This is a genomic window from Agrobacterium sp. T29 (assembly GCF_006970545.1).
GTDB lineage: Bacteria > Pseudomonadota > Alphaproteobacteria > Rhizobiales > Rhizobiaceae > Agrobacterium > Agrobacterium leguminum.
This window is the reverse complement of the sequence record NZ_CP040640.1, coordinates 2,755,616-2,776,689: the sequence shown is the minus strand read 5'-3', so window position 1 is coordinate 2,776,689 and position 21,074 is coordinate 2,755,616. Positions and strand designations below refer to the sequence as shown.

Sequence of the window (21,074 nt, the reverse complement as noted above, 5' to 3'; positions counted from 1 at the left end):
CTCCGTTTGAGGCATAACCAATGGCAAAAGCTACATCATCGGCCCCTTCGCAACGCATGCTGCGCGTCGGCGAACAGGTGCGCGCCGCACTGACCCAGATTCTCCAGCGCGGTGAAGTCCGCGACGATCTGATCGAAAGCACCGTCATTTCCATTTCGGAAGTGCGCATGTCGCCCGATCTGAAGATCGCCACCGCCTACGTGACGCCGCTCGGCGTTGCGGACCACACCGACATCATCACCGCGCTCAACCGCCATGCCAAATTCATGCGCGGCCGTCTCGGACCCCAGCTTCGGCAGATGAAATACATGCCGGAACTGCGCTTCCGCGACGATACGAGTTTCGACAATTACCAGAAGATCGACGCGCTTCTGCGCTCGCCCGAAGTACAGCGCGATCTTGGACCTTCGAACGAAAAAGACGACGAACAGAACTGAAGCATGTCCAAACCACGCAAACAGCAGAACCGCAAACCCAAGGGCCGCCCGATTTCCGGTTGGCTCATTCTCGACAAGCCGCTGGATTTCGGCTCGACCGAGGCCGTTTCCAAGATCAAATGGCTGTTCAACGCCCAGAAGGCCGGCCATGCCGGCACGCTCGATCCGCTCGCTTCCGGAATGCTGCCGATCGCGCTTGGCGATGCCACCAAAACCGTGCCCTACGTGATGGACGGCCGGAAAATCTACGAGTTTACCGTCACCTGGGGCGAGCAACGCTCGACTGACGATCTTGAAGGAGAGGTGGTCGATTCCTCCGAGCAGCGCCCGGACGAACAGGCAATCCGCGATCTTCTGCCTAATTATAGCGGCGTTATCATGCAGACGCCGCCGCAATTTTCGGCCATCAAGATCGCTGGAGAGCGCGCCTACGATCTGGCGCGCGACGGCGAGACGGTGGAAATTCCCGCGCGCGAGGTGGAAATCCATCGCCTGACGCTGCTTGCCTGTCCGGACGCCGATACCGCGCATTTCGAAGTGGAATGCGGCAAGGGTACTTATGTGCGGGCGCTGGCGCGCGACATGGGCCGCGATCTCGGCTGTTTCGGCCATATTTCGGAACTGCGCCGCACCATGGTCGCCCCCTTCGGCGAAGACATGATGGTGCCGCTCGAAACCTTGACGGCACTGGAAGCCGTGGAGGATCGCGACGAGCGACTGGAGGCGCTGGATGCCTTCCTGATCGACACGGCCGAGGCGCTTTCCGCCCTTCCCCGCCTCATCATCAACGATGACCAGGCGCACCGGCTGAAGATGGGCAACCCTATCCTGCTGCGCGGGCGCGATGCACCGGCCAACCATCCGGAAGCCTATGCCACCGCGCATGGCAAGCTCGTCGCCATCGGCGAAATCGGCGAAGGCGAATTCCGGCCGAAGCGTGTTTTCGGCTGAAACGGGCTCTATCTATTTGTTTTACGCGTTTCCGGACGGAAAACCGCTTCGCACTTTTCCTGGAAACGCTCAGGGAGGCGCTGTCAATCGCCTCTTTCAATTGCACCCGGAATAGTTTATAGGCAGCGCCAGCTTGGGCTTTGCCTATGCTGCTGAATGGCCAGAGCTGGACGACATCCCGGCTTTAGGCGTCCCATTTTTCCTTAAAACAGAAAGGATCGTCCGATGTCGATTACTGCAGAGCGCAAAGCCGCCCTCATCAAGGAATATGCCACGAAGGAAGGCGACACCGGTTCGCCGGAAGTTCAGGTCGCAATCCTCACCGAGCGGATCAACAACCTGACCGGTCACTTCAAGGACCACAAGAAGGACAACCACTCCCGTCGTGGCCTTCTGACGCTGGTTTCGAGCCGTCGTTCGCTTCTCGACTATCTGAAGAAGAAGGACGAAGCCCGTTACACCAAGCTGATCGGTGCTCTCGGCATTCGCCGCTAATAACTTCTCCGGCGGGTTTCGCAACGATGCCCGCCGGTTTTTATATCCGGCCTTTGAGGCCACAGAAATTTCCGGGCGTTCGCCGCAAATGTGGCCCCGGACGATAAGGGTGACCCGGATGGGCCGGTGCCGCCTTTTTCAACCGCAGACCTGTCATGGGGCAGGATTGCCGGATGCTTCTTTGGGAAGCCTCCCGCTGTCTTGCCCGTGATTGAGTCACAGCGCTGCTTCCGCCGGTCACGACGCCGGAGCGGGCAGCCACAACCAAGGACAAGATATGTTCAATCAACACTCCGTGGAAATCGAATGGGCAGGCCGCCCGCTGAAGCTCGAGACCGGCAAGGTTGCCCGTCAGGCTGACGGCGCCGTCATCGCAACCTACGGCGAGACGATGGTTCTCGCGACCGTGGTTTCCGCAAAGTCTCCGAAGCCCGGCCAGGACTTCTTCCCGCTGACCGTCAACTATCAGGAAAAGACCTACGCAGCCGGCAAGATCCCCGGTGGTTACTTCAAGCGCGAAGGCCGTCCGAGCGAAAACGAAACGCTCGTTTCACGCCTGATCGACCGTCCGATCCGTCCGCTTTTCCCGGAAGGCTACAAGAACGACACGCAGGTCGTCGTCACCGTCATCCAGCACGATCTGGAAAACAACCCGGACGTCCTGTCGATGGTTGCGGCTTCCGCAGCGCTTACGCTCTCTGGCGTTCCCTTCATGGGCCCGGTTGGCGGCGCGCGCGTTGGCTACATCAACGGTGAGTATGTTCTTAACCCGCATCTGGACGAAATGGACGAGTCTGTTCTCGACCTCGTCGTTGCCGGTACGCAGGACGCCGTTTTGATGGTTGAGTCTGAGGCCAAGGAACTCAACGAAGAAATCATGCTCGGCGCCGTCATGTTCGGTCATCGCGGCTTCCAGCCGGTTATCGACGCGATCATCAAGCTCGCCGAAGTTGCTGCCAAAGAACCGCGCGAATTCGAACCGGAAGATTTCTCCGCGCTCGAAAACGAAATGCTGGCGCTCGCCGAAGCGGAACTGCGCGATGCCTACAAGATCACCGAAAAGGCAGCCCGCTACGCCGCCGTCGACGCCGTTAAGGCAAAGGTGAAGGCCCACTTCCTGCCGGAAGAAGGCGAAGCCAAGTACACGCCGGAAGAAATCGGCGCTGTCTTCAAGCACCTTCAGGCAAAAATCGTTCGCTGGAACGTTCTCGACACCAAGAGCCGTATCGATGGCCGCGACCTGTCGACCGTTCGTCCGATCATCTCGGAAGTTGGCCTTCTGCCGCGCACCCACGGTTCGGCGCTGTTCACCCGCGGTGAAACCCAGGCGATCGTTGTCGCGACCCTCGGCACCGGCGAAGACGAACAGTATGTCGACAGCCTTACCGGCATGTACAAGGAACGCTTCCTGCTGCACTACAACTTCCCGCCCTACTCGGTCGGCGAAACAGGCCGCATGGGCTCCCCGGGCCGTCGCGAAATCGGTCACGGCAAGCTCGCATGGCGCGCTATTCGCCCGATGCTGCCGACTGCGGAACAGTTCCCCTACACGCTGCGCGTCGTTTCCGAAATCACCGAGTCCAACGGCTCCTCGTCGATGGCAACGGTTTGCGGCACCTCGCTCGCACTGATGGACGCCGGCGTTCCGCTGGCCAAGCCGGTTGCCGGTATCGCCATGGGCCTCATCCTCGAAGGCGAGCGCTTTGCGGTTCTCTCCGATATTCTCGGTGACGAAGACCACCTCGGCGACATGGACTTCAAGGTTGCGGGTACGGCCGACGGCATCACCTCGCTGCAGATGGACATCAAGATCGCCGGCATCACCGAAGAGATCATGAAGATCGCTCTGGAGCAGGCACAGGGTGGCCGCAAGCACATCCTCGGCGAAATGGCCAATGCCATCACCGAGAGCCGCAGCCAGCTCGGCGAATTCGCACCACGCATCGAAGTGATGAACATTCCGGTCGACAAGATCCGTGAAGTCATCGGCTCCGGCGGCAAGGTCATTCGCGAAATCGTCGAAAAGACCGGCGCAAAGATCAACATCGAAGACGACGGCACCGTCAAGATCGCTTCTTCTTCCGGCAAGGAAATCGAAGCGGCCCGCAAGTGGATCCACTCCATCGTTGCGGAACCGGAAGTCGGCCAGATCTACGAAGGCACGGTTGTGAAGACCGCTGACTTCGGCGCTTTCGTCAACTTCTTCGGCGCCCGTGACGGCCTCGTCCACATCTCGCAGCTCGCTTCCGAGCGTGTCGCCAAGACCTCCGACGTCGTCAAGGAAGGCGACAAGGTCTGGGTCAAGCTGATGGGCTTCGACGAGCGTGGCAAGGTTCGCCTGTCCATGAAGGTTGTCGACCAGGCAACCGGCAAGGAAGTCGCTGCCGACAAGAAGAAGGAAGACGGCGAAGCCGCTGCCGAATAAGGCCGCGCCGCCAGACCCTATCGAGGCGCGGGTTTTGCCCGCGCCTTTTTTTCGTTTTGTTATCGTTTGTCTTTTCGGAAAAACCGGTTTCCACTTTTCCCTGACAAACTCCATCCTACCTCGAGGACGCTCCCATGAGCCGTGACGCCGTGAAAACCCTTTTCCATCCCTTTGCCTCGGACATGCTTTCCATGCCGAAAGAGGGCGAACGCGTTCTGTTTCTAGGAGCGGAAGCCGGTCCCCGGCTTGACGGTTTTGACGCGGAGATCGTCGCGGTTCAGCATCTACGGCCGCTTTATCGTGCTCTGCAAGCTCAGGGCGCTGAGGTGACACCGGATATTTCGGGCGAGGACTACGATGCGGCGCTGCTGCTATGCGGCAAACATCGCGGCGAGAATGAAAACCGCGTCGCCGAAGCGCTTTCGCGCGTGAAGGCGGGTGGCCTGATCGTCGCGGCCGGATCGAAGGAAGACGGCATCGTGACGCTGCGCAAGACGCTGGCAAAGCTTGGCATCGAGGCGGAATCCACGCCGAAGTATCACGGCGTCGCCCTCTGGTTCAAACGGCCGGACGATGTTGCAGCCGTCGTATCGAAGCTTGCTCAAAAGCCCGTCACGGTCGAAGGCCGCTTCACCGCCCTGCCCGGCATGTTCTCCCATGACCGCGTGGATGACGGATCGGAACTGCTCGCATCGCGCCTGCCCACAGATTTTGACGGCAACGCCGCCGATTTCGGTGCCGGCTGGGGTTATCTCTCCGTCATGCTGGCCGAGAAATCGCCGCGCACGGCCCGTATCGATCTGTTCGAGGCGGACTGGAACGCGCTGGAATTCGCCAAGACCAATCTTCTCGAAAACAATCCGCGGCTGACGGCGCGCTTCTTCTGGCAGGATCTGGCAAACGAACCGCCGAAGGAAAAATACGATCTCATCATCATGAACCCGCCTTTCCATGCGGCGGGACAGGCAGCAGAACCTGCCCTCGGCCAGGCCTTCATCAAGGCTGCCGCCGGCGCGCTGCGCAGCGGCGGCAAGCTGCTGATGGTCGCCAATCGCGGCATGCCCTATGAGCCGGTGCTCGCGGCGGAATTCCGCACCAGCACTGAAGTGTGCCGTAACGCCCGTTTCAAGATTCTGAGCGCCCAGAAATAATCAACTCGGCAGAATAATCAGCTCAGCAGCCATGCCCACAGCGACACGGAAAGAACGCCTGTCGCCGTGGAAATGCTGATGGTGGAGGCCGCAACGCTGTGGCCGATGCCAAAGCGGTTGGCGATCAGCCAGGCATTCACGCCCGTCGGCACGGAAGATGTGAGCACAAGCGCTGCCGTCCATTCCCGGCTGAGGCCAAGAAAGTGACCCATGGCCCAGACACAGGCCGGGAAAAACAGCAGCTTGAACACCGTCATGGTGACGGCAATGCCGAGATTGCCGCGAATGGTGTATTTCGTCAGCGCCATGCCGAGCGAGATAAGCGCCGCCGGCCCCGCCATGGAGGCGATCTGATCGACCACGGTTTTCAGGATGGGCGTCAGCGCCACGCCGGAAACATTGGTCGAAAGCCCGATGAACAGGCCGATCACCAAAGGATTGGTGATGAGGTTGCGGCCCACCTGCTTGAAGACCGCCGCCATGCTTCGCTTTTCCCCGCCGACCGCCTTGTGCGTGGCGTTTTCCATCAGGATCGTGCCGGCGATCATCATCACCGGCAAATGGATGGCCAGCAGAATGGAGAGAGCCACCAGCCCCTCATCCCCGACGGAGCGCCCGACTAGCGGCAGGCCGATGAAGATATTGTTCGCAAATGCCGAGGAAATGCCGGCAATGACGGCGATGCGGACATCCTGCTTGAAAACATAACGGGTGACGATATGCCCGACCGTCCAGGTGACGGCCACGCCGGCGAAATAGGTGATCCAGAGCCGGAAGGGCGAAGCACCGTGAAAATTCGCTTCCGCAAGTGTGCGGAAGATCAAGGTCGGCACGGCGATCTTGAACACGAAATCGCTGAGGATATCGCCGGCATCGGCCCTGAACAGACCGGCCTTGACGGTGAGCCAGCCGATCAGGATGAGAATGAAAATCGGGGCGACATTCGCGGCAACGGCAGACATGGAGGGAAAGCTTTCGCGGCTTTTGCGGGAGATACTCCGCTTTAGAGCCTTTTCCACGGGAATGGAATCGCGAAAACGCTCCCACTCTTTGTTTTCGCCAAATGGGCGCCCAAGAAGGAGAAAGCCAGTGAGCCGCTTTGGATAGAAAGCGCGTCTTGGCCCACAAAATCCGCAGGGCCGAATGTTGCCCAAAAGAAAAAGCGGGGTCTCCCCCGCCTTTTATGTCCGTTATATGCCGCCAGTACATCCGTGGCGGAGATAACGGTTGAGCCAGAAGACCATCATGTCTTCCATTCCGGTATGCATTCACACACCTTTTGCTCTGACAAATGAAATAGCTTAACCACATTACAGGCAGATGACGCGTTTTCGCTCCTCGCGGAGAACCGCATATTTTCTGTTTGGGCTTTTCTTGCCGCCAGAAATGTTTAAGACCTTTCGAAAAATACGCACACACCGTGCGAAACGGATAGGGCCTATGACGAAATTCGACGTACTGACTGTCGGCAATGCCATCGTCGACATCATTTCTCGCTGCGACGATCGCTTTCTCAACGACAATGCCATTACCAAAGGCGCGATGAACCTCATCGATGCGGAACGGGCCGAGTTGCTTTACTCGCTGATGGGACCGGCTCTCGAAGCCTCCGGAGGCAGCGCCGGCAACACGGCGGCGGGTGTGGCCAATTTCGGCGGCAAGGCCGCCTATTTCGGCAAGGTTGCTGAAGACCAGCTCGGCGAAATCTTCCAGCACGATATTCGCGCGCAGGGCGTCTATTTCGAAACCAAGCCGGAAGGCACCTTCCCGCCGACTGCGCGTTCGATGATCTTCGTAACCGAAGATGGAGAGCGTTCGATGAATACCTATCTCGGCGCCTGCGTCGATCTCGGTCCTGAAGACGTGGAAGAAGACGTGGTGACGGATACGAAAGTCACCTACTTCGAGGGTTACCTTTGGGACCCGCCGCGCGCCAAGGACGCCATTCGCGAATGCGCCCGCATTGCCCATGAAAACGGCCGCGAAGTCTCCATGACGCTTTCCGACAGCTTCTGCGTCGGCCGCTATCGCGACGAATTCCTCGACCTGATGCGTTCCGGTACTGTGGACATTGTTTTCGCCAACAAGCAGGAAGCGCTTTCGCTTTACGAAACCGACGATTTTGAGCTTGCGCTGACCAAAATCGCCGCCGACTGCAAGATCGCAGCGGTGACGATGAGTGAAGAAGGCGCCGTCATCCTGCGCGGCACGGAACGTGTGAAGGTCGAAGCCTATCCGGTGCATGATGTGGTCGACACGACGGGCGCCGGCGATCTTTTCGCTGCGGGCTTCCTGTTCGGTTATACGCAGGACCGGTCGCTCGAAGATTGCGGCAAGCTCGGCTGCCTTGCGGCTGCCGCCGTCATTCAGCAGGTCGGGCCGCGTCCGATGTCATCGCTCAAGGCGCTTGGCGAGAAGCACGGCCTTATTTAAAGGCTTCGCCGGGGTAAGCACCCCAGATTTCGCCCTGCGAAACCCAGCCCGAGGCCTGGCCGGCCTCGGCGCGGCACCAGTCGCCATTGCATTCGCCGATCCTGAAGACGACGCCCGGCTCAAGCCGTGCCACGACGGAAGCGCCCGACTGCGCCTCGCGGCGCATGTTCACGTAAACTTCCTTGCCTTTGCCACGCATCCACGGTGCCGCAACGGCCGTGCGCTCACCGGAAAGCAGAGCCTGGTTGACCCAGCCTTCCGTCCCGTCAGCATCGCGGATGCGCCGCCAGTTTTCATATTCCTGAATGATTTCCACCGGCATTCCCGATTTGAGATACATCCATGACACGGCATAATCCGTGCTCGGTCCGATGCGCATGTTGACGCGCTTGGATTTCAGGCTGACAAAACGCGGCAGCGGCAAGCCGCTTGCGCCTTTGGCGGCACCCTGCGCCATGGCGTCGGTTGCCGCACCGAGGAGGCCCAAAGACAATGCAATGCAAAAGATAGAAACCACACTGCGCATGCCCATTTCCGTTTCCCGCCTTCTGCAAACCGGATGATATTTAAGGAGGCTCGCTTCCACATGCCTCAAGCTTCAGCGAGTTTTGTTTGTCTTCGCCGGTGGGTCTGGTAGAAACGCCCTGATTGAAAGAAATTATCGCTCTTTCTGGTTAATGACTTCTGAACAAGGCAGCGGCAAACGATGACCCACAAGAAGAGACCGACAGTCTATATCACCCGCAAATTGCCTGACGTCGTCGAAACCAGAATGCGCGAACTCTTCGATGCCGAACTGAATATCGACGATACGCAGCGAAGCGAAGACGAGCTTGTGGCCGCCTTGCAAAGGGTGGACGTGCTCGTGCCGACCGTCACCGACCGCATCACCGCCGCCATGATCGAGAAGGCCGGACCGCAGCTGAAGCTGATTGCGAGCTTTTCCAACGGCATCGACCATGTGGATGTGGACGCCGCCGCCCGAAAGGGCATTACGGTTACCAACACCCCCAACGTGCTGACCGAAGATACCGCCGACATTACCATGGCGCTGGCGCTTGCGGTGCCGCGCCGCATGATCGAAGGTACACGCGTGCTCGCCAATGGTGCGGACGAATGGCTGGGCTGGTCGCCCACATGGATGCTCGGGCGGCGCATTTCCGGCAAGCGCATCGGCATTGTCGGCATGGGTCGCATCGGAACGGCGGTGGCGCGACGCGCCAAGGCCTTCGGGCTTTCCATTCATTATCACAACCGCAAACGCGTCAATCCGGCCACCGAGACGGAGCTTGAGGCAACCTACTGGGACAGTCTCGACCAGATGCTGGCGCGGGTGGATATCGTCTCCGTCAATTGCCCCTCGACGCCCGCAACCTATCACGTGATTTCGGCGCGGCGGCTGGCGCTGATGCAGCCGACCAGTTACATCGTGAATACCGCACGCGGCGATATCATCGATGAGGCAGCCATGATCCAGTGCCTGCGCGACGGAAAGATCGCCGGCGCCGGTCTCGATGTCTATGAGAATGAGCCTGCGGTGAATCCCAAGCTCATCAAGCTCGCCAAGGAAGGCAAGGTCGTGCTGCTTCCGCATATGGGCTCTGCGACGATTGAGGGCCGTATCGAAATGGGTGACAAGGTCATCATCAATATCCGCACGCTGTTCGACGGCCACCGTCCGCCGAACCGGGTGCTGCCGGGGCGGAACTGAGCCGGTTCGGGCCGCCATCTTTCGATCATGGGGAGGGAGAGTTCAATGGGTATCCGGGCGAAGTTCTTGATGCTGGTCTCCGTCCTGATCGTGCTGGTCTGCGGTCCGGCCTCGGCTGCTCCGCCCTCACCAGAAGAGACCGCGGAACTCTATTATCGCGCCTGGCTGAATTTTGATCGCGCCAGCATGTCTCGCCTGAACAGGGAATGGGGAGCTTCGGGCGGCGGCCCGCGCTACACCGATATGGAACTGGTTGCGGACCCAGTCGCGTGGCAGCGCAAGAACAGGGGCATGCATTCACCCAAGGGGACGACGAACGAACAATCGGAGCAGTTCGCAAGGCTCTGGGTGGCAAGTACAGAGCGGGTGCGTTGTAAGGCGGAACCTGCGCGTCTCGGTGCACAAACGCCCACGGGTGTTGTTGTGGCGCGAATCAAGATGAACTGCTCTCTGCCGGATGTCGCGCCAGCTTTCCAGCGACTGAAGGCCAGCGCAAATGCGAACGAGACAGGCGATAGAACGCGCATGCCGTCCGCAAGACTGATGAAGCAGATGGTGGAAGCGACGAAGGCGGCTCCTCTCACCCACAAGGTCAGCACGGAAATCCAGCTCTTCAGCGGGCCGGACAAAGCTGTGTGGCGGGTCGGGTCGGCAGAAAACCAGCCGCAGACCGGCATTGACCGCGTCTCCTCCGTTTTTCTCTCCCAGATGGTGCAATCCGGCCTTTTGCAATAGGCTCTGCGATTGGCGAAGGACGCAGTGGGGTCGGCTGAAGGCAATTTTAACCGAGTAACTTGGTCATCTCGATCGAGGTCGTGCGATCATAACCGGCATGGGCGTTTTCAGCGGTCTTGACGAAACCCCAGGCGGCGAATCTGGCATGATTGGCGATGAGCTCGATGCGGGTTTCCAGCCGCAGCGCCGGCAGCGCCAGTTCACGGGCAAGCGCTTCGGACTTCTGCACAAGCATCCTGCCGATACCCTTTCCCTGTGTTTTCGGTGAAACGCATAATTTGCCGATATAAAGACAGGTCGGCTCCGGCCGGCAAAACAGGCAGCCAACAATCTCATCGCCATCAAGCGCCACAAAAGCGATCTCCACCCTCGCCTTCTCGGCAAGATTTTCCAGCGTCAGGCGATGAGCCGATGACGGCGGATCGATGACGCCATCCATATAGGCGAAGGAGGACATGATAAGCGCCAGCAATTCCTGCCAGCGATCGAACTCCTCCCCGATCCTGACGATCTCCATCATGGTTTTTTTCCCGCTGGCCGCCGCTTGTATCGCACGGTTTCGAAACGGGCCGAGAGGGCGTCATAGAGGAGCAGGCGGCCGATCAGCGGCTCGCCGGCACCGGTGATAACCTTGATCGCCTCCATGGCCATAAGCGTGCCGATAACACCGGTCAGCGCGCCGACAATGCCTGTTTCCGCACAATTGGGAATGAGGCCCTGCGGCGGCGGTTCCGGAAACAGGTCACGATAGCCGGGCAGCAGAGCGCCCTCGGCATTCGTCTCATAGGGTTTCAGCACCGTCACCGAACCATCAAAACGGCCGACAGCCCCCGTTACCAATGGTCTTTTCGCAGCCTCCGCCGCATCGGCGGCCGTATAACGCGTATCGAAATTGTCCGAGCCGTCGATCAGGAGATCGAAGGATCGCAGATGGTCATGCGCCCAGACCTGCGAAAAGCGCTCTTCATAAACAGGAGTGCGGACATGCGGATTGAGCCGGGCGATGGCCTTGCGCGCGCTCTCCGTCTTCAGCTCCCCAATAGTACCGGTATCGTGGATGACCTGTCGCTGCAGATTGGACAGGGAAACCACATCGTCATCAATCATGCCGAGCGTGCCGACACCGGCGGCGGCAAGATAATGCAGGACGGGAGCACCGAGGCCGCCGGCCCCGATGACCAGCACGCGTGCCGCCTTCAGCCGCTGCTGACCAACGCCGCCGATTTCCGGCAACAGGATATGGCGCTTGTAGCGTTCGATTTCTTCCGGGCTCAGCGGGTCCATGCCGCCCTCCATCTTTTAGCCGTCATGCGGTGATGCTCCCGTGGGATACATTGAAGAATTGCGCCCTGTCGCCAAGGGCGGAGAACATCGCCGTATCCGTTCCGGTCATAAAACTCTGGCCGCCAAGTGCATGAATGAGATCGAACAGAGCCGCCCGCCTGCCCTCATCCAGATGGGCGGCAATCTCGTCCAGCAGCAGAACCGGCGCATGACCAGTCATATTGGCGGTAAGCTGCGCATGTGCAAGCACCAGCCCCACCAGCAGCGCCTTCTGTTCCCCGGTTGAGCAGCGCTCGGCCTCCATGTCCTTTTCCGCATGGCGCACGAAGAGATCGACGCGGTGCGGCCCATCCAGTGTGCGGCCGGCAGCGGCGTCACGATACCGGCCATCGCGCAACATAAGCCTGTATTCATCCTCCAGATCGACGGCGGGACGATTGAGCCCATCGTCCACGAAACCGGAGAGAGAAAGCGCCGCCGAGGGAAAAGCGGCATTGCCCGCCCGCCCCTCTATCAGGCCCTTCAAGAGGCCGAGCATCTCGTAACGGGCGACCGCCATTGAGATGCCGAGTTCGGCCATCTGTTTTTCGATACCGTCCAGCCAGACCGGATCGAAGCGGCCTTCAGAAAGCAGGCGGTTGCGGCCACGCATGGCCTTTTCGAAATCGCTTGCCCGCCTTCCGTGAGCGGGGTCGAGCGACAGCACCAGCCGGTCAAGGAAACGCCGGCGATCCGAGGACGAGCCGGTAAAGAGGCCATCCATGGCCGGCGTCAGCCACAATACCCGCAGATGATCGGTCAATTCATCGACGGATTTCACCGGCGTGCCATTCAGCCTCAGGCGACGCGACACTACCTCGCCATCGCCTTCAATTCCCGTACCGATGGCGACTTCGCCATCCATGCCCTCGACATCGGCGAAGATCGAGAAACCGGTGGCTTCGGCCCCTACCCGCGTCACATCAGACAGGGTGGCGCGGCGCAGGCCCCTTCCGGGAGAGAGAAAGGAGACGGCCTCCAGAAGATTGGTCTTGCCGGAACCGTTGTCGCCCGTCAGTACCACATGGCGGTCATCGAGCGTGAGTGCAGCCGCCGCATAATTGCGGAAGTCCGTGAGTTTCAGCCGTAAAAGCGACACCTTGTTCGTCATGTTTACGGCCTAAAACGAAGATGGACGGATAGCAAGGTGGGGAACGTCCGTCCCCACCGAAGACAGCCGCTAGAGTGCAATTCATTCTTCAGTAGCAACTTTTTTAGTCGCCGGTTATTTATGAGCCGGTCCTCATCACCGGTAGCCCATTCATGCGCCTGATCTTTTCTCTCTTTCTCGCTCTCGGTCTTCTCTCCTCCTGCGCAGGCCGACCGGGGGCGGATGTGCTGGAAGCCGTCAACACCAGGACCCGCGACACGAAAATCGTGACCGCCTTCGTGGCGAGCACGCGGGAGAAAAACACGGACGCGAAAAAGGGCTTCGGCACGGCGCGGGCGATGGAGCCGAACTACGCCAGTTTCGATATTTCCATTCCGCCCACCCATAAAAGCGGAAAAATCGAATGGGCCAGCGGCAAGCCCGACCCGAAAAAGGATTTCGTCGTTACCAGGGCCGATATGCTGACGAAAACGCGCTTTAATGCCGATCTTGGCGACGTAGCCCGCTCCGGCAAGCAGATCGCACTTTTTGTGCACGGCTATAATTACAGCTATCAGGAAGCCCTGTTCCGCGCGGCGCAGATGGCGGCGGATGCCAATATGAACGGCGTGCCGCTGGTCTTTTCCTGGCCGTCGCAGGCCTCTGTCGCCGGCTATGTGGCCGACAAGGAGTCCGCGACCTTTTCACGCGATGCGCTCGCCGCGATGTTGATCGATCTCACCCGGCAGACCCCGAAGAAAAGCGTCGTCGTGTTCGGGCACAGCATGGGAGGCTGGCTGGTCATGGAAGCGCTGCGGCAATTGCGCTTCCAGGGCAGAAACGATGTCATCGCCAAGCTGCAGGTGGTGCTGGCTGCGCCCGATATTGACGCCGATGTCTTCCGCAAGCAGATCGAGGTTGTCGGCCGGCTCAGCCCGCCGCTCACCGTTCTCGTTTCCAAGGATGACCGTGCGCTCAAAGCCTCTTCCATCCTCGGTGCCGACGTTACCCGTATCGGCGCGCTGGATGTCACCGACCGCCAAGTGCAGGAGGCCGCCCTCAAGGAGGGTGTGCAATTCGTCGACATCTCCAATCTGAAGGCGTCGGACCCGCTCAACCACGACCGCTATGCGGCGCTGGCCTCCATGGTGCCGCAACTTGAGGCAAGCAGGCGCGGGGGTGATATCAACAGCGCCGGAGCCTTTGTTTTCGATGCGATCGGCGCCACCGTTGCCAGCCCCTTCCGCCTTGCGAGCCAGGTGGTGAACCCGCAATAGTTTTTGCGGGTCCTGCCGACAAACCGGTTTCAGAAATCCCAGTCCTCATCCTCGGTCGCAACCGCCTTGCCGATGACATAGGACGAGCCGGAACCGGAAAAGAAGTCGTGGTTCTCGTCGGCATTCGGAGACAGCGCCGACAGGATCGCCGGATTGACCCGGCAGGCCTCGGCCGGAAACAGCGCCTCATAACCCAGATTCATCAGGGCCTTGTTGGCGTTGTAATGCAGGAACTGCTTGACGTCCTCCGTCAGGCCGACGCCGTCATAGAGGTCTTCGGTATATTTCGCCTCGTTGTCGTAAAGTTCGAGCAGGAGATCGAAGGCGAAATCCTTGATCTCCTGTCTCTGCGTTTCGCCGAGACGCTCCAGCGCCCGCTGGAACTTGTAGCCTATATAATAGCCATGCACGGCCTCATCGCGGATGATGAGGCGGATGAGGTCGGCCGTGTTGGTGAGCTTGGCGCGGCTTGACCAGAACATCGGCAGATAGAAGCCGGAATAGAACAGGAAACTTTCCAGAAACACGCTGGCGATTTTTTTCTTCAGCGGATCGCCGCTGTCATATTCCCGCATGATGAGCGCGGATTTGCGCTGCAAAAACTCGTTTTCCTCCGACCAGCGATAGGCGTCGTCAACGTCAGGGGTGAGGCACAGCGTCGAGAAAATCGATGAATAGGAGCGGGCGTGAACGGCCTCCATGAAGGAGATGTTGGAAAGCACCGCCTCCTCATGCGGCGTTGCCGAATCCTCCATCAGGCGCACGGCGCCGACACCGTTCTGGATCGTGTCGAGCAAGGTCAGGCCAGTGAAGACACGGATTGTCAGTTTCTGTTCTTCCGGCTTCAGCGTTCCCCAGGAGGGGATATCGTTGGAGAGCGGCACCTTTTCCGGCAGCCAGAAATTCGAGGTCAGGCGGTTCCAGACTTCGAGATCCTTGTCGTCCTCGATGCGGTTCCAGTTGACCGCGCGGATGCGGGACGCGGGTTTTACGGCGATGTTCATTGTCTTGTCCCTCAATTCAGAGCGTGCAGGAAACGCAGCCCTGAACCTGCGTGCCTTCCAGCGCCATCTGGCGCAAACGGATGTAATAGATGGTCTTGATGCCCTTCTTCCAGGCATAGATCTGCGCCCGGTTGATATCGCGCGTCGTCGCCGTATCGCGGAAGAACAGCGTCAGCGACAGGCCCTGATCGACATGCTGGGTCGCGGCCGCATAGGTGTCGATGATCTTTTCCGGGCCGATCTCGTAGGCATCCTGATAATATTCAAGATTATCATTGGAGAGATAGGAAGCCGGGTAATAAACGCGGCCGATCTTGCCCTCTTTACGGATTTCGATCTTCGAGACGATCGGATGAATGGAAGAGGTGGAGTGGTTGATATAGGAGATCGAGCCTGTCGGCGGCACGGCCTGAAGGTTCTGGTTATAGAGACCAGACACCATGACGTCCTTCTTCAAAACTGCCCAGTCCTCCTGTGTCGGAATGGCGATGCCGGCTTTCTCAAACAGCACCTTCACTTTTTCGGTCGCAGGCAGCCATTCCCGGTCGGTATATTTGTCGAAATATTCGCCGGAAGCATATTTGGAGTTTTCAAAGCCCTTGAAGCTCTGGCCCCGTTCCACGGCCAGCCGGTTGCTGGCGCGGATAGCGTGATAGGTCACGGTGTAGAAATAGATATTGGTGAAATCGACGCCTTCTTCGGAACCGTAAAAGATGCGTTCGCGCGCCAGATAACCGTGCAGGTTCATCTGGCCAAGCCCGATGGCGTGGCTGGCATCATTGCCCTTCTCCACCGAGGGCACGGAGGAAATATGGCTCATATCCGACACGGCCGTCAGCGCCCGGATGGAGGTCTCGATGGTCTTGCCGAAATCGGCCGAATCCATCGCCGAAGCAATGTTAAGTGAGCCGAGATTGCAGGAAATATCCTTGCCCATATGGCTATAGGACAGATCGGCGTTGAACTCGCTCGCTTCGCTGACCTGCAGGATTTCCGAGCAGAGATTGCTCATGCTGATACGACCGGCAACCGGATTGGCGCGGTTCACCGTATCTTCGAACATGATGTAGGGATAGCCGCTCTCGAACTGGATTTCGGCAATCACCTGGAAGAATTCGCGCGCCTTGATCTTCTTCTTGCGGATGCGGCTATCAGCGACCATTTCATGATATTTTTCGGTGACCGAAATTTCGGTCAACGGCACGCCATAGACCCGCTCCACATCATAGGGCGAGAACAGATACATATCCTCATTGTTGCGGGCGAGTTCGAAGGTGATGTCGGGGATCACCACACCGAGCGACAGGGTCTTGATACGGATTTTTTCGTCCGCATTTTCGCGCTTGGTATCGAGGAAGCGCATGATATCCGGGTGGTGGGCGTGCAGATAGACCGCGCCGGCACCCTGGCGCGCGCCGAGCTGGTTGGCGTAGGAAAAACTGTCCTCCAGCAGCTTCATGACAGGAATAACGCCGGACGACTGGTTTTCGATCTGTTTGATCGGCGCTCCAAATTCGCGAATATTGGTCAAGGACAGCGCCACGCCACCACCGCGCTTGGAAAGCTGCAGCGCCGAATTGATAGAGCGACCAATGCTTTCCATATTGTCTTCCACGCGCAGCAGAAAACACGAGACCAGCTCGCCGCGACTCTTTTTGCCGGCGTTGAGGAATGTCGGCGTTGCCGGCTGGAAGCGGCCGGAAATGATCTCGTCGACCAGATTGCGGGCAAGCTGCTCATCGCCACGCGCAAGGGCCAATGCCACCATGCAGACGCGATCCTCGTAACGCTCCAGATAACGTTTTCCGTCAAAGGTCTTCAGCGTATAGGAAGTGTAATATTTGAAGGCGCCGAGAAAGGTCGGAAAACGGAATTTCCGGGCATAGGCCTCGTCATAAAGGTCGCGGACGAAATTGAAGGAATACTGGTCCAGTACCTCTTGTTCGTAATACCCCTCCGTCACCAGATAATCGAGCTTTTCCCTGAGGTTATGGAAAAAGACTGTGTTCTGGTTGACGTGCTGGAGGAAATATTGCCGGGCGGCCAGGCGATCCTTGTCGAGCTGGATCTTCCCGTTCTCGTCGTAAAGGTTCAGCATCGCGTTCAGCGCGTGGTAGTCCAGAGCCGCATCGAGCGGTTTCTGGGTCGCGGCTGCCGGCTGTTTGGCGTCCTTGCGCATGGCGCTCGAGGTCAGCGTGTCCAAAATCGTTCCAATCCATGTTTGACGTTGGCGACATCTTCCTCCGTGCCGAGAAGCTCGAAGCGATAGAGAAACGGCACGGCGCATTTGCGCGAGACGATATCTCCGGCGGATGCGAAAGCTGCGCCAAAATTCGTGTTTCCCGCCGCGATGACGCCGCGAATGAGATTTCGGTTGGAGGGCTCGTTCAAGAACCGGATGACCGGTTTCGGGACGGCCCCTTTGGTGCCGCCGCCCCCATAGGTGGGGGTGACCAGCACATAGGGCTCCGACACATGTGGCACATCCTCGTCGGCACCCAACGGCAGGCGAAAGAGACGCCGCCCCAGTTTCAGAAGGAAACGATGGGTGTTTTCAGAGCGGCTGGAATAATAGACGATCAGGCCCATCGTCCCGCCGCCTCAGCTGATCGAGCCGATCATATCCGGCCGGAAACCCGCCCAATGGCGCTCACCGGCGACGACCACGGGAACCTGCATGTAACCGAGACCGCGCACGTGATCGAGCGCATCCGCATCTTCGGAGATATCGATGATCTCATAGGAGACGCCGATGCGGTCGAGGGCGCGATAGGTGGCGGTGCATTGGACGCAGGCGGGCTTGCTGTAAACGGTGACGGTCATAATTTCCTCTCTCGAAACCGATTTCGGACACGGCTCAACATTGCCGATTGCAATCGCAATCGGGCGGCGATGGTTCTGTCATTAGGGTGGGCGCGCGCGGCTTTTAGCCGCGTAAAATCACTCTCTACGCCGACGAGCGCAGCAACTCAAACAAATGCACTGGCATGACTTCACCCCGAAGCTTGTTCTGGAGGGGGCAGAAAAGGGCGCACGCAAATCATTTGCGTCATACACCTTCCTCCGGACACCCCGCCCGTGGACGTTTGCGCTCAAGGCAGGTCTCCTGACTTGCGGGTCACAACATCTATTCCGGCCTTCCCGGAGCTTTCAGCCCCAGTGACCCAAATCGGAACGATGCTCACCGCTTACAGTTGCGGGGGCAGTTTCGGCCTTGTTCCACCATGATAGCGTTACGCACCGAATTCCCGTCTTAGCTCCCAACCCTTGCGAATCGGAAGAACCTCGAACACCACATATAGTATATGAGGAAATTTTCGCGTCAATAAATAGACACACAAAAGCCCCACCCTGTGGATCAAAAAGATTCAACACATGGTCAACAAAGGCTTAACGGCACAAGCGCGCCGTCGCTCAAACAGAGAAAAGCGTTAATCTATTCCCAGATATCGATGCGGATATCGACGGGACGGGCGTTTTCAATCACCCTTTTTCCGTTCGGAAGATCATTTTCGAAAAGTTTGGCGTGGATCTGGGCCTCGTCCAGACCATAGCCCTGCCACCTTTTCCGCAGCCTCTCCTCAAGCACCTCGACGGACGGCCCTACAAAAATGGTGAGGTCGAAGCTTTTGGAAAGAGTTGTCCATGGCGCCTCGTCCAGCAGCAGATAATTGCCTTCAGCGAGGATAAAGCGTGTTTCCGGCGCAATCGCCCGGGCGGACGCTATGGCGATTTCACGGGAGCGGTCGAAAACCGGAACAAGCACCTCCTGCCCGCCCTTGCGGACGGCGGAGACGATATCGAGGAAACCGCGCACGTCGAATGTTTCCGGTGCGCCCTTTCGCGGCAGCAGCCCCCGCTCTTCAAGGATGCCATTGTCCATATGGAAGCCATCCATGGGCAGGACGGCGGCCGTTTCGCCCTGTGCAAGCAGAGCATCACAAAGGGCATCCGCCAGCGTGGATTTGCCGGCCCCAGGGGGACCGGCAATAGCGACGATAAAACGGGATTTACCTTCTGCCCGCCGAAGAACGTCTTCGGCGATCGTCTCAAGCTTCAGCGTCATGCGGCAAGCGTTTCCTTCGGCGCTTCCTTGGCACCCGTCATGAAGGCGACCGCATCCGACATGGAATAGTCCTTCGGATTGATGACGCACAGACGCTTGCCGAGCCGGTGGATATGAATGCGATCCGCAACCTCGAAGACATGCGGCATGTTATGCGAGATGAGAACGATCGGCAGGCCTCTCGAGCGCACATCCAGAATAAGCTCCAGAACACGCCGGCTTTCCTTCACGCCGAGTGCTGCCGTCGGCTCGTCAAGAATGACGACCTTGGAGCCGAAGGCGGCTGCACGTGCCACCGCCACACCCTGACGCTGGCCCCCGGAGAGGGTTTCCACCGCTTGGTTGATGTTCTGGATCGTCATCAGGCCGAGTTCCGACAGTTTCTCCCGGGCGAATTTTTCCATGGCCGGGCGGTCCAGCGCCCGGAACAGGCTGCCCTGAATGCCGGGTTTACGGATTTCCCGGCCGAGAAACATATTGTCGGCTATGGAAAGCGCCGGCGACAGCGCAAGGTTCTGATAGACCGTCTCGATGCCAGCCTTGCGCGCCTCTATCGGCGAGCGGAACTGCACGGGCTGGCCTTCCAGCCGGATTTCCCCTTCATCGGGTGTCACCGCACCGGAAATCGCCTTGATGAGAGAGGATTTGCCAGCGCCGTTATCGCCGATCACCGCCAGGATTTCGCCCGGATAGAGATCGAAATCGGCATGATCGAGGGCGGTCACACGACCATAGCGCTTGACGAGATTGCGTGCTGTGAGAATGGGTTCTTTTGCCATCAGCCTGCTACCTTTCTGATCCACTGGTCGATTGCGACAGCCATGATGATGAGGACGCCGATCAACAGATAGGTCCATTGCGGATCTGTTCCGATGAGCCTGAGACCGAGCGAAAAGACACCGACGATCAGGGCGCCGAAGATCATGCCCATGATGGAGCCGCGTCCACCGAACAGCGACAGGCCGCCGATAACCACTGCAGTAATGGATTCGATATTGGCGAATTGACCGGCGGTCGGCGAAACCGAGCCGATACGGCCGATGAGGGCCCAGCCAGCGAAGGCGCAGATGAGGCCGGACAGCGTGTAAACGGTGGTCAGCATGCGCTTGACGTTGACACCGGCAAGTTCGGCGGCATCCGGATCGTCACCGACAGCATAGAGGTGGCGACCCCAGGCGGTGCGGTTCAGCACATACCAGAGCAGGGCGACGAGCAGGACCATGGCGATAACGCCATAGGTGAAGACCGCGCTGCCGACACGGATATTGGCGCCGAAGAATTGCAGGATCGGCGCCTGCTGGGCGATATCCTGGGCGCGGATCGTCTCGTTTGCGGAATAGAGGAAGTTGGTCGCCAGTACGATCTGCCACATGCCGAGCGTGACGATGAAGGGCGGCAGGCGCATGCGCGAGACCAGAATACCGTTGATGAAGCCGCAAAATGCGCCGACAGCGAGGCCACAGAGAATGGAGAGTTCCGCCGGCAAGCCGTAACGGAAGGTGAACTGTCCCATGATGACGGAGGACAGGACCATGATCGCGCCAACCGACAGATCGATGCCCGCCGTCAGGATGACCAGCGACTGCGCCGCGCCGACAATACCGACGATGGCGACCTGCTGCAAAATAAGGGTCAGCGTGAAGGCCGAGAAAAACTTGCCGCCGAGAAGCAGGCCGAAAACAATCAGCGACAGCACCAGAACGATAAGCGGAACGGCCGCCGGGCTGGAGTGGAGAAAGTGCTGCAGTTTTTCCAGCACACTCTTGTCGTGCGTATCGAAAGCGGCGACCTGCGTCGAACTTCCCGAAATCACTTTTTCAAATTCATTATGCGGCTGAGCCCGCACCGGCTGATCGCTCATGGATTTTCCTCCCGATCGCTCTATCGCACCAGCCCTGACACCGGGGTCTATCTCCAAAGAGAATGATGCGTAGATTTCAAAGTGTTGTGAAGCGGCCTATATCATCCCCGCAGGA

The 21,074-nt window shown here is 58.9% G+C and carries 21 protein-coding genes and 1 riboswitch; of the genes, 9 read left to right on the top strand and 12 right to left on the bottom strand.

Going from position 1 to position 21,074, the window contains the following annotated elements; all coding sequences use genetic code 11:
• Window positions 1–20 precede the first annotated feature (20 nt).
• The 5 genes from rbfA (at window position 21) to FGF54_RS13800 (ending at window position 5,459) form a co-directional block, all read left to right on the top strand.
• Window positions 21–437 carry a 30S ribosome-binding factor RbfA gene (rbfA, locus tag FGF54_RS13820; protein ID WP_004439055.1) on the top strand — a complete coding sequence of 139 codons (417 nt, stop codon included), beginning with the start codon at window positions 21–23 and terminating at the stop codon, window positions 435–437.
• Between the two features lie 3 nt (window positions 438–440).
• The gene (gene truB, locus FGF54_RS13815; RefSeq protein WP_142779963.1) at window positions 441–1,388 is read left to right on the top strand and encodes a tRNA pseudouridine(55) synthase TruB; all 948 of its coding nucleotides are present in this window, start codon (window positions 441–443) and stop codon (window positions 1,386–1,388) included.
• A 225-nt stretch (window positions 1,389–1,613) separates the two neighbouring features.
• On the top strand, window positions 1,614–1,883 hold the full coding sequence (gene rpsO / locus FGF54_RS13810) for a 30S ribosomal protein S15 (RefSeq protein ID WP_004439050.1): 270 nt from the start codon (window positions 1,614–1,616) through the stop codon (window positions 1,881–1,883).
• A 277-nt stretch (window positions 1,884–2,160) separates the two neighbouring features.
• Window positions 2,161–4,308 (top strand): polyribonucleotide nucleotidyltransferase, encoded by a 2,148-nt coding sequence (gene pnp, locus FGF54_RS13805; protein ID WP_065656375.1) that lies wholly within the window; start codon window positions 2,161–2,163, stop codon window positions 4,306–4,308.
• A 134-nt stretch (window positions 4,309–4,442) separates the two neighbouring features.
• Window positions 4,443–5,459: a class I SAM-dependent methyltransferase gene (locus FGF54_RS13800; protein ID WP_020812682.1), complete on the top strand. Its 1,017-nt coding sequence runs from the start codon at window positions 4,443–4,445 to the stop codon at window positions 5,457–5,459.
• A gap of 17 nt (window positions 5,460–5,476) precedes the next feature.
• Here the strand turns inward: FGF54_RS13800 and FGF54_RS13795 are convergent, their stop codons facing one another.
• Window positions 5,477–6,421, bottom strand: a complete 945-nt coding sequence (locus FGF54_RS13795; protein ID WP_003524298.1) for an AEC family transporter — start codon at window positions 6,419–6,421, stop codon at window positions 5,477–5,479.
• A 478-nt stretch (window positions 6,422–6,899) separates the two neighbouring features.
• Between FGF54_RS13795 and FGF54_RS13790 the strand changes: the two genes are divergently transcribed.
• Window positions 6,900–7,892 carry an adenosine kinase gene (locus FGF54_RS13790; protein WP_142779962.1) on the top strand — a complete coding sequence of 331 codons (993 nt, stop codon included), beginning with the start codon at window positions 6,900–6,902 and terminating at the stop codon, window positions 7,890–7,892.
• Here FGF54_RS13790 and FGF54_RS13785 read toward each other — a convergent pair.
• Complete coding sequence (locus FGF54_RS13785) at window positions 7,885–8,418, bottom strand: SH3 domain-containing protein (RefSeq protein ID WP_168208099.1); 534 nt, start codon at window positions 8,416–8,418, stop codon at window positions 7,885–7,887. The genes FGF54_RS13790 and FGF54_RS13785 overlap by 8 nt on opposite strands.
• 180 nt (window positions 8,419–8,598) lie before the next feature.
• On the opposite strand from FGF54_RS13785, the gene FGF54_RS13780 reads away from it, so the two are divergent.
• A complete protein-coding gene (locus FGF54_RS13780) occupies window positions 8,599–9,603 on the top strand; it encodes a D-glycerate dehydrogenase (protein ID WP_142779960.1) in 1,005 nt (334 codons plus the stop codon).
• Between the two features lie 45 nt (window positions 9,604–9,648).
• Window positions 9,649–10,338 carry a hypothetical protein gene (locus FGF54_RS13775; RefSeq protein WP_142779959.1) on the top strand — a complete coding sequence of 230 codons (690 nt, stop codon included), beginning with the start codon at window positions 9,649–9,651 and terminating at the stop codon, window positions 10,336–10,338.
• Window positions 10,339–10,384: 46 nt separating this feature from the next.
• Here FGF54_RS13775 and FGF54_RS13770 read toward each other — a convergent pair whose 3' ends face one another.
• From FGF54_RS13770 to recF, 3 genes are read right to left on the bottom strand one after another with little or no spacing between them, the layout of a single operon-like run.
• Window positions 10,385–10,858: a GNAT family N-acetyltransferase gene (locus tag FGF54_RS13770; protein WP_142779958.1), complete on the bottom strand. Its 474-nt coding sequence runs from the start codon at window positions 10,856–10,858 to the stop codon at window positions 10,385–10,387.
• On the bottom strand, window positions 10,855–11,622 hold the full coding sequence (locus FGF54_RS13765; RefSeq protein ID WP_142779957.1) for a molybdopterin-synthase adenylyltransferase MoeB: 768 nt from the start codon (window positions 11,620–11,622) through the stop codon (window positions 10,855–10,857). The genes FGF54_RS13770 and FGF54_RS13765 overlap by 4 nt, the downstream gene beginning before the upstream one ends.
• 22 nt (window positions 11,623–11,644) lie before the next feature.
• Window positions 11,645–12,772 (bottom strand): DNA replication/repair protein RecF, encoded by a 1,128-nt coding sequence (recF, locus tag FGF54_RS13760; RefSeq protein WP_142779956.1) that lies wholly within the window; start codon window positions 12,770–12,772, stop codon window positions 11,645–11,647.
• A gap of 152 nt (window positions 12,773–12,924) precedes the next feature.
• On the opposite strand from recF, the gene FGF54_RS13755 reads away from it, so the two are divergent.
• Complete coding sequence (locus tag FGF54_RS13755; protein WP_142779955.1) at window positions 12,925–14,028, top strand: alpha/beta hydrolase; 1,104 nt, start codon at window positions 12,925–12,927, stop codon at window positions 14,026–14,028.
• Between the two features lie 29 nt (window positions 14,029–14,057).
• Here the strand turns inward: FGF54_RS13755 and nrdF are convergent, their stop codons facing one another.
• The 7 genes from nrdF to FGF54_RS13720 form a co-directional block, all read right to left on the bottom strand.
• Window positions 14,058–15,032 (bottom strand): class 1b ribonucleoside-diphosphate reductase subunit beta, encoded by a 975-nt coding sequence (gene nrdF / locus FGF54_RS13750; RefSeq protein WP_142779954.1) that lies wholly within the window; start codon window positions 15,030–15,032, stop codon window positions 14,058–14,060.
• A gap of 16 nt (window positions 15,033–15,048) precedes the next feature.
• Entirely contained in the window at window positions 15,049–17,211 is a 2,163-nt protein-coding gene (gene nrdE, locus FGF54_RS13745) for a class 1b ribonucleoside-diphosphate reductase subunit alpha (protein ID WP_142780250.1), read from the bottom strand.
• Window positions 17,212–17,222: 11 nt separating this feature from the next.
• Window positions 17,223–17,621 carry a class Ib ribonucleoside-diphosphate reductase assembly flavoprotein NrdI gene (gene nrdI, locus FGF54_RS13740; RefSeq protein WP_080852901.1) on the bottom strand — a complete coding sequence of 133 codons (399 nt, stop codon included), beginning with the start codon at window positions 17,619–17,621 and terminating at the stop codon, window positions 17,223–17,225.
• Window positions 17,622–17,633: 12 nt separating this feature from the next.
• Window positions 17,634–17,855: a glutaredoxin-like protein NrdH gene (nrdH, locus tag FGF54_RS13735; RefSeq protein WP_003492911.1), complete on the bottom strand. Its 222-nt coding sequence runs from the start codon at window positions 17,853–17,855 to the stop codon at window positions 17,634–17,636.
• 255 nt (window positions 17,856–18,110) lie between these two features.
• Window positions 18,111–18,335, bottom strand: a riboswitch (cobalamin riboswitch).
• Window positions 18,336–18,468: 133 nt separating this feature from the next.
• The gene (locus FGF54_RS13730) at window positions 18,469–19,098 is read right to left on the bottom strand and encodes a nucleoside triphosphate hydrolase (protein WP_142779953.1); all 630 of its coding nucleotides are present in this window, start codon (window positions 19,096–19,098) and stop codon (window positions 18,469–18,471) included.
• On the bottom strand, window positions 19,095–19,877 hold the full coding sequence (locus tag FGF54_RS13725) for an ATP-binding cassette domain-containing protein (RefSeq protein WP_003524281.1): 783 nt from the start codon (window positions 19,875–19,877) through the stop codon (window positions 19,095–19,097). Before FGF54_RS13725 ends, FGF54_RS13730 begins: the two co-directional genes overlap by 4 nt.
• A complete protein-coding gene (locus tag FGF54_RS13720; protein WP_142779952.1) occupies window positions 19,877–20,959 on the bottom strand; it encodes an ABC transporter permease in 1,083 nt (360 codons plus the stop codon). Before FGF54_RS13720 ends, FGF54_RS13725 begins: the two co-directional genes overlap by 1 nt.
• Between the last annotated feature and the right edge of the window lie 115 nt (window positions 20,960–21,074).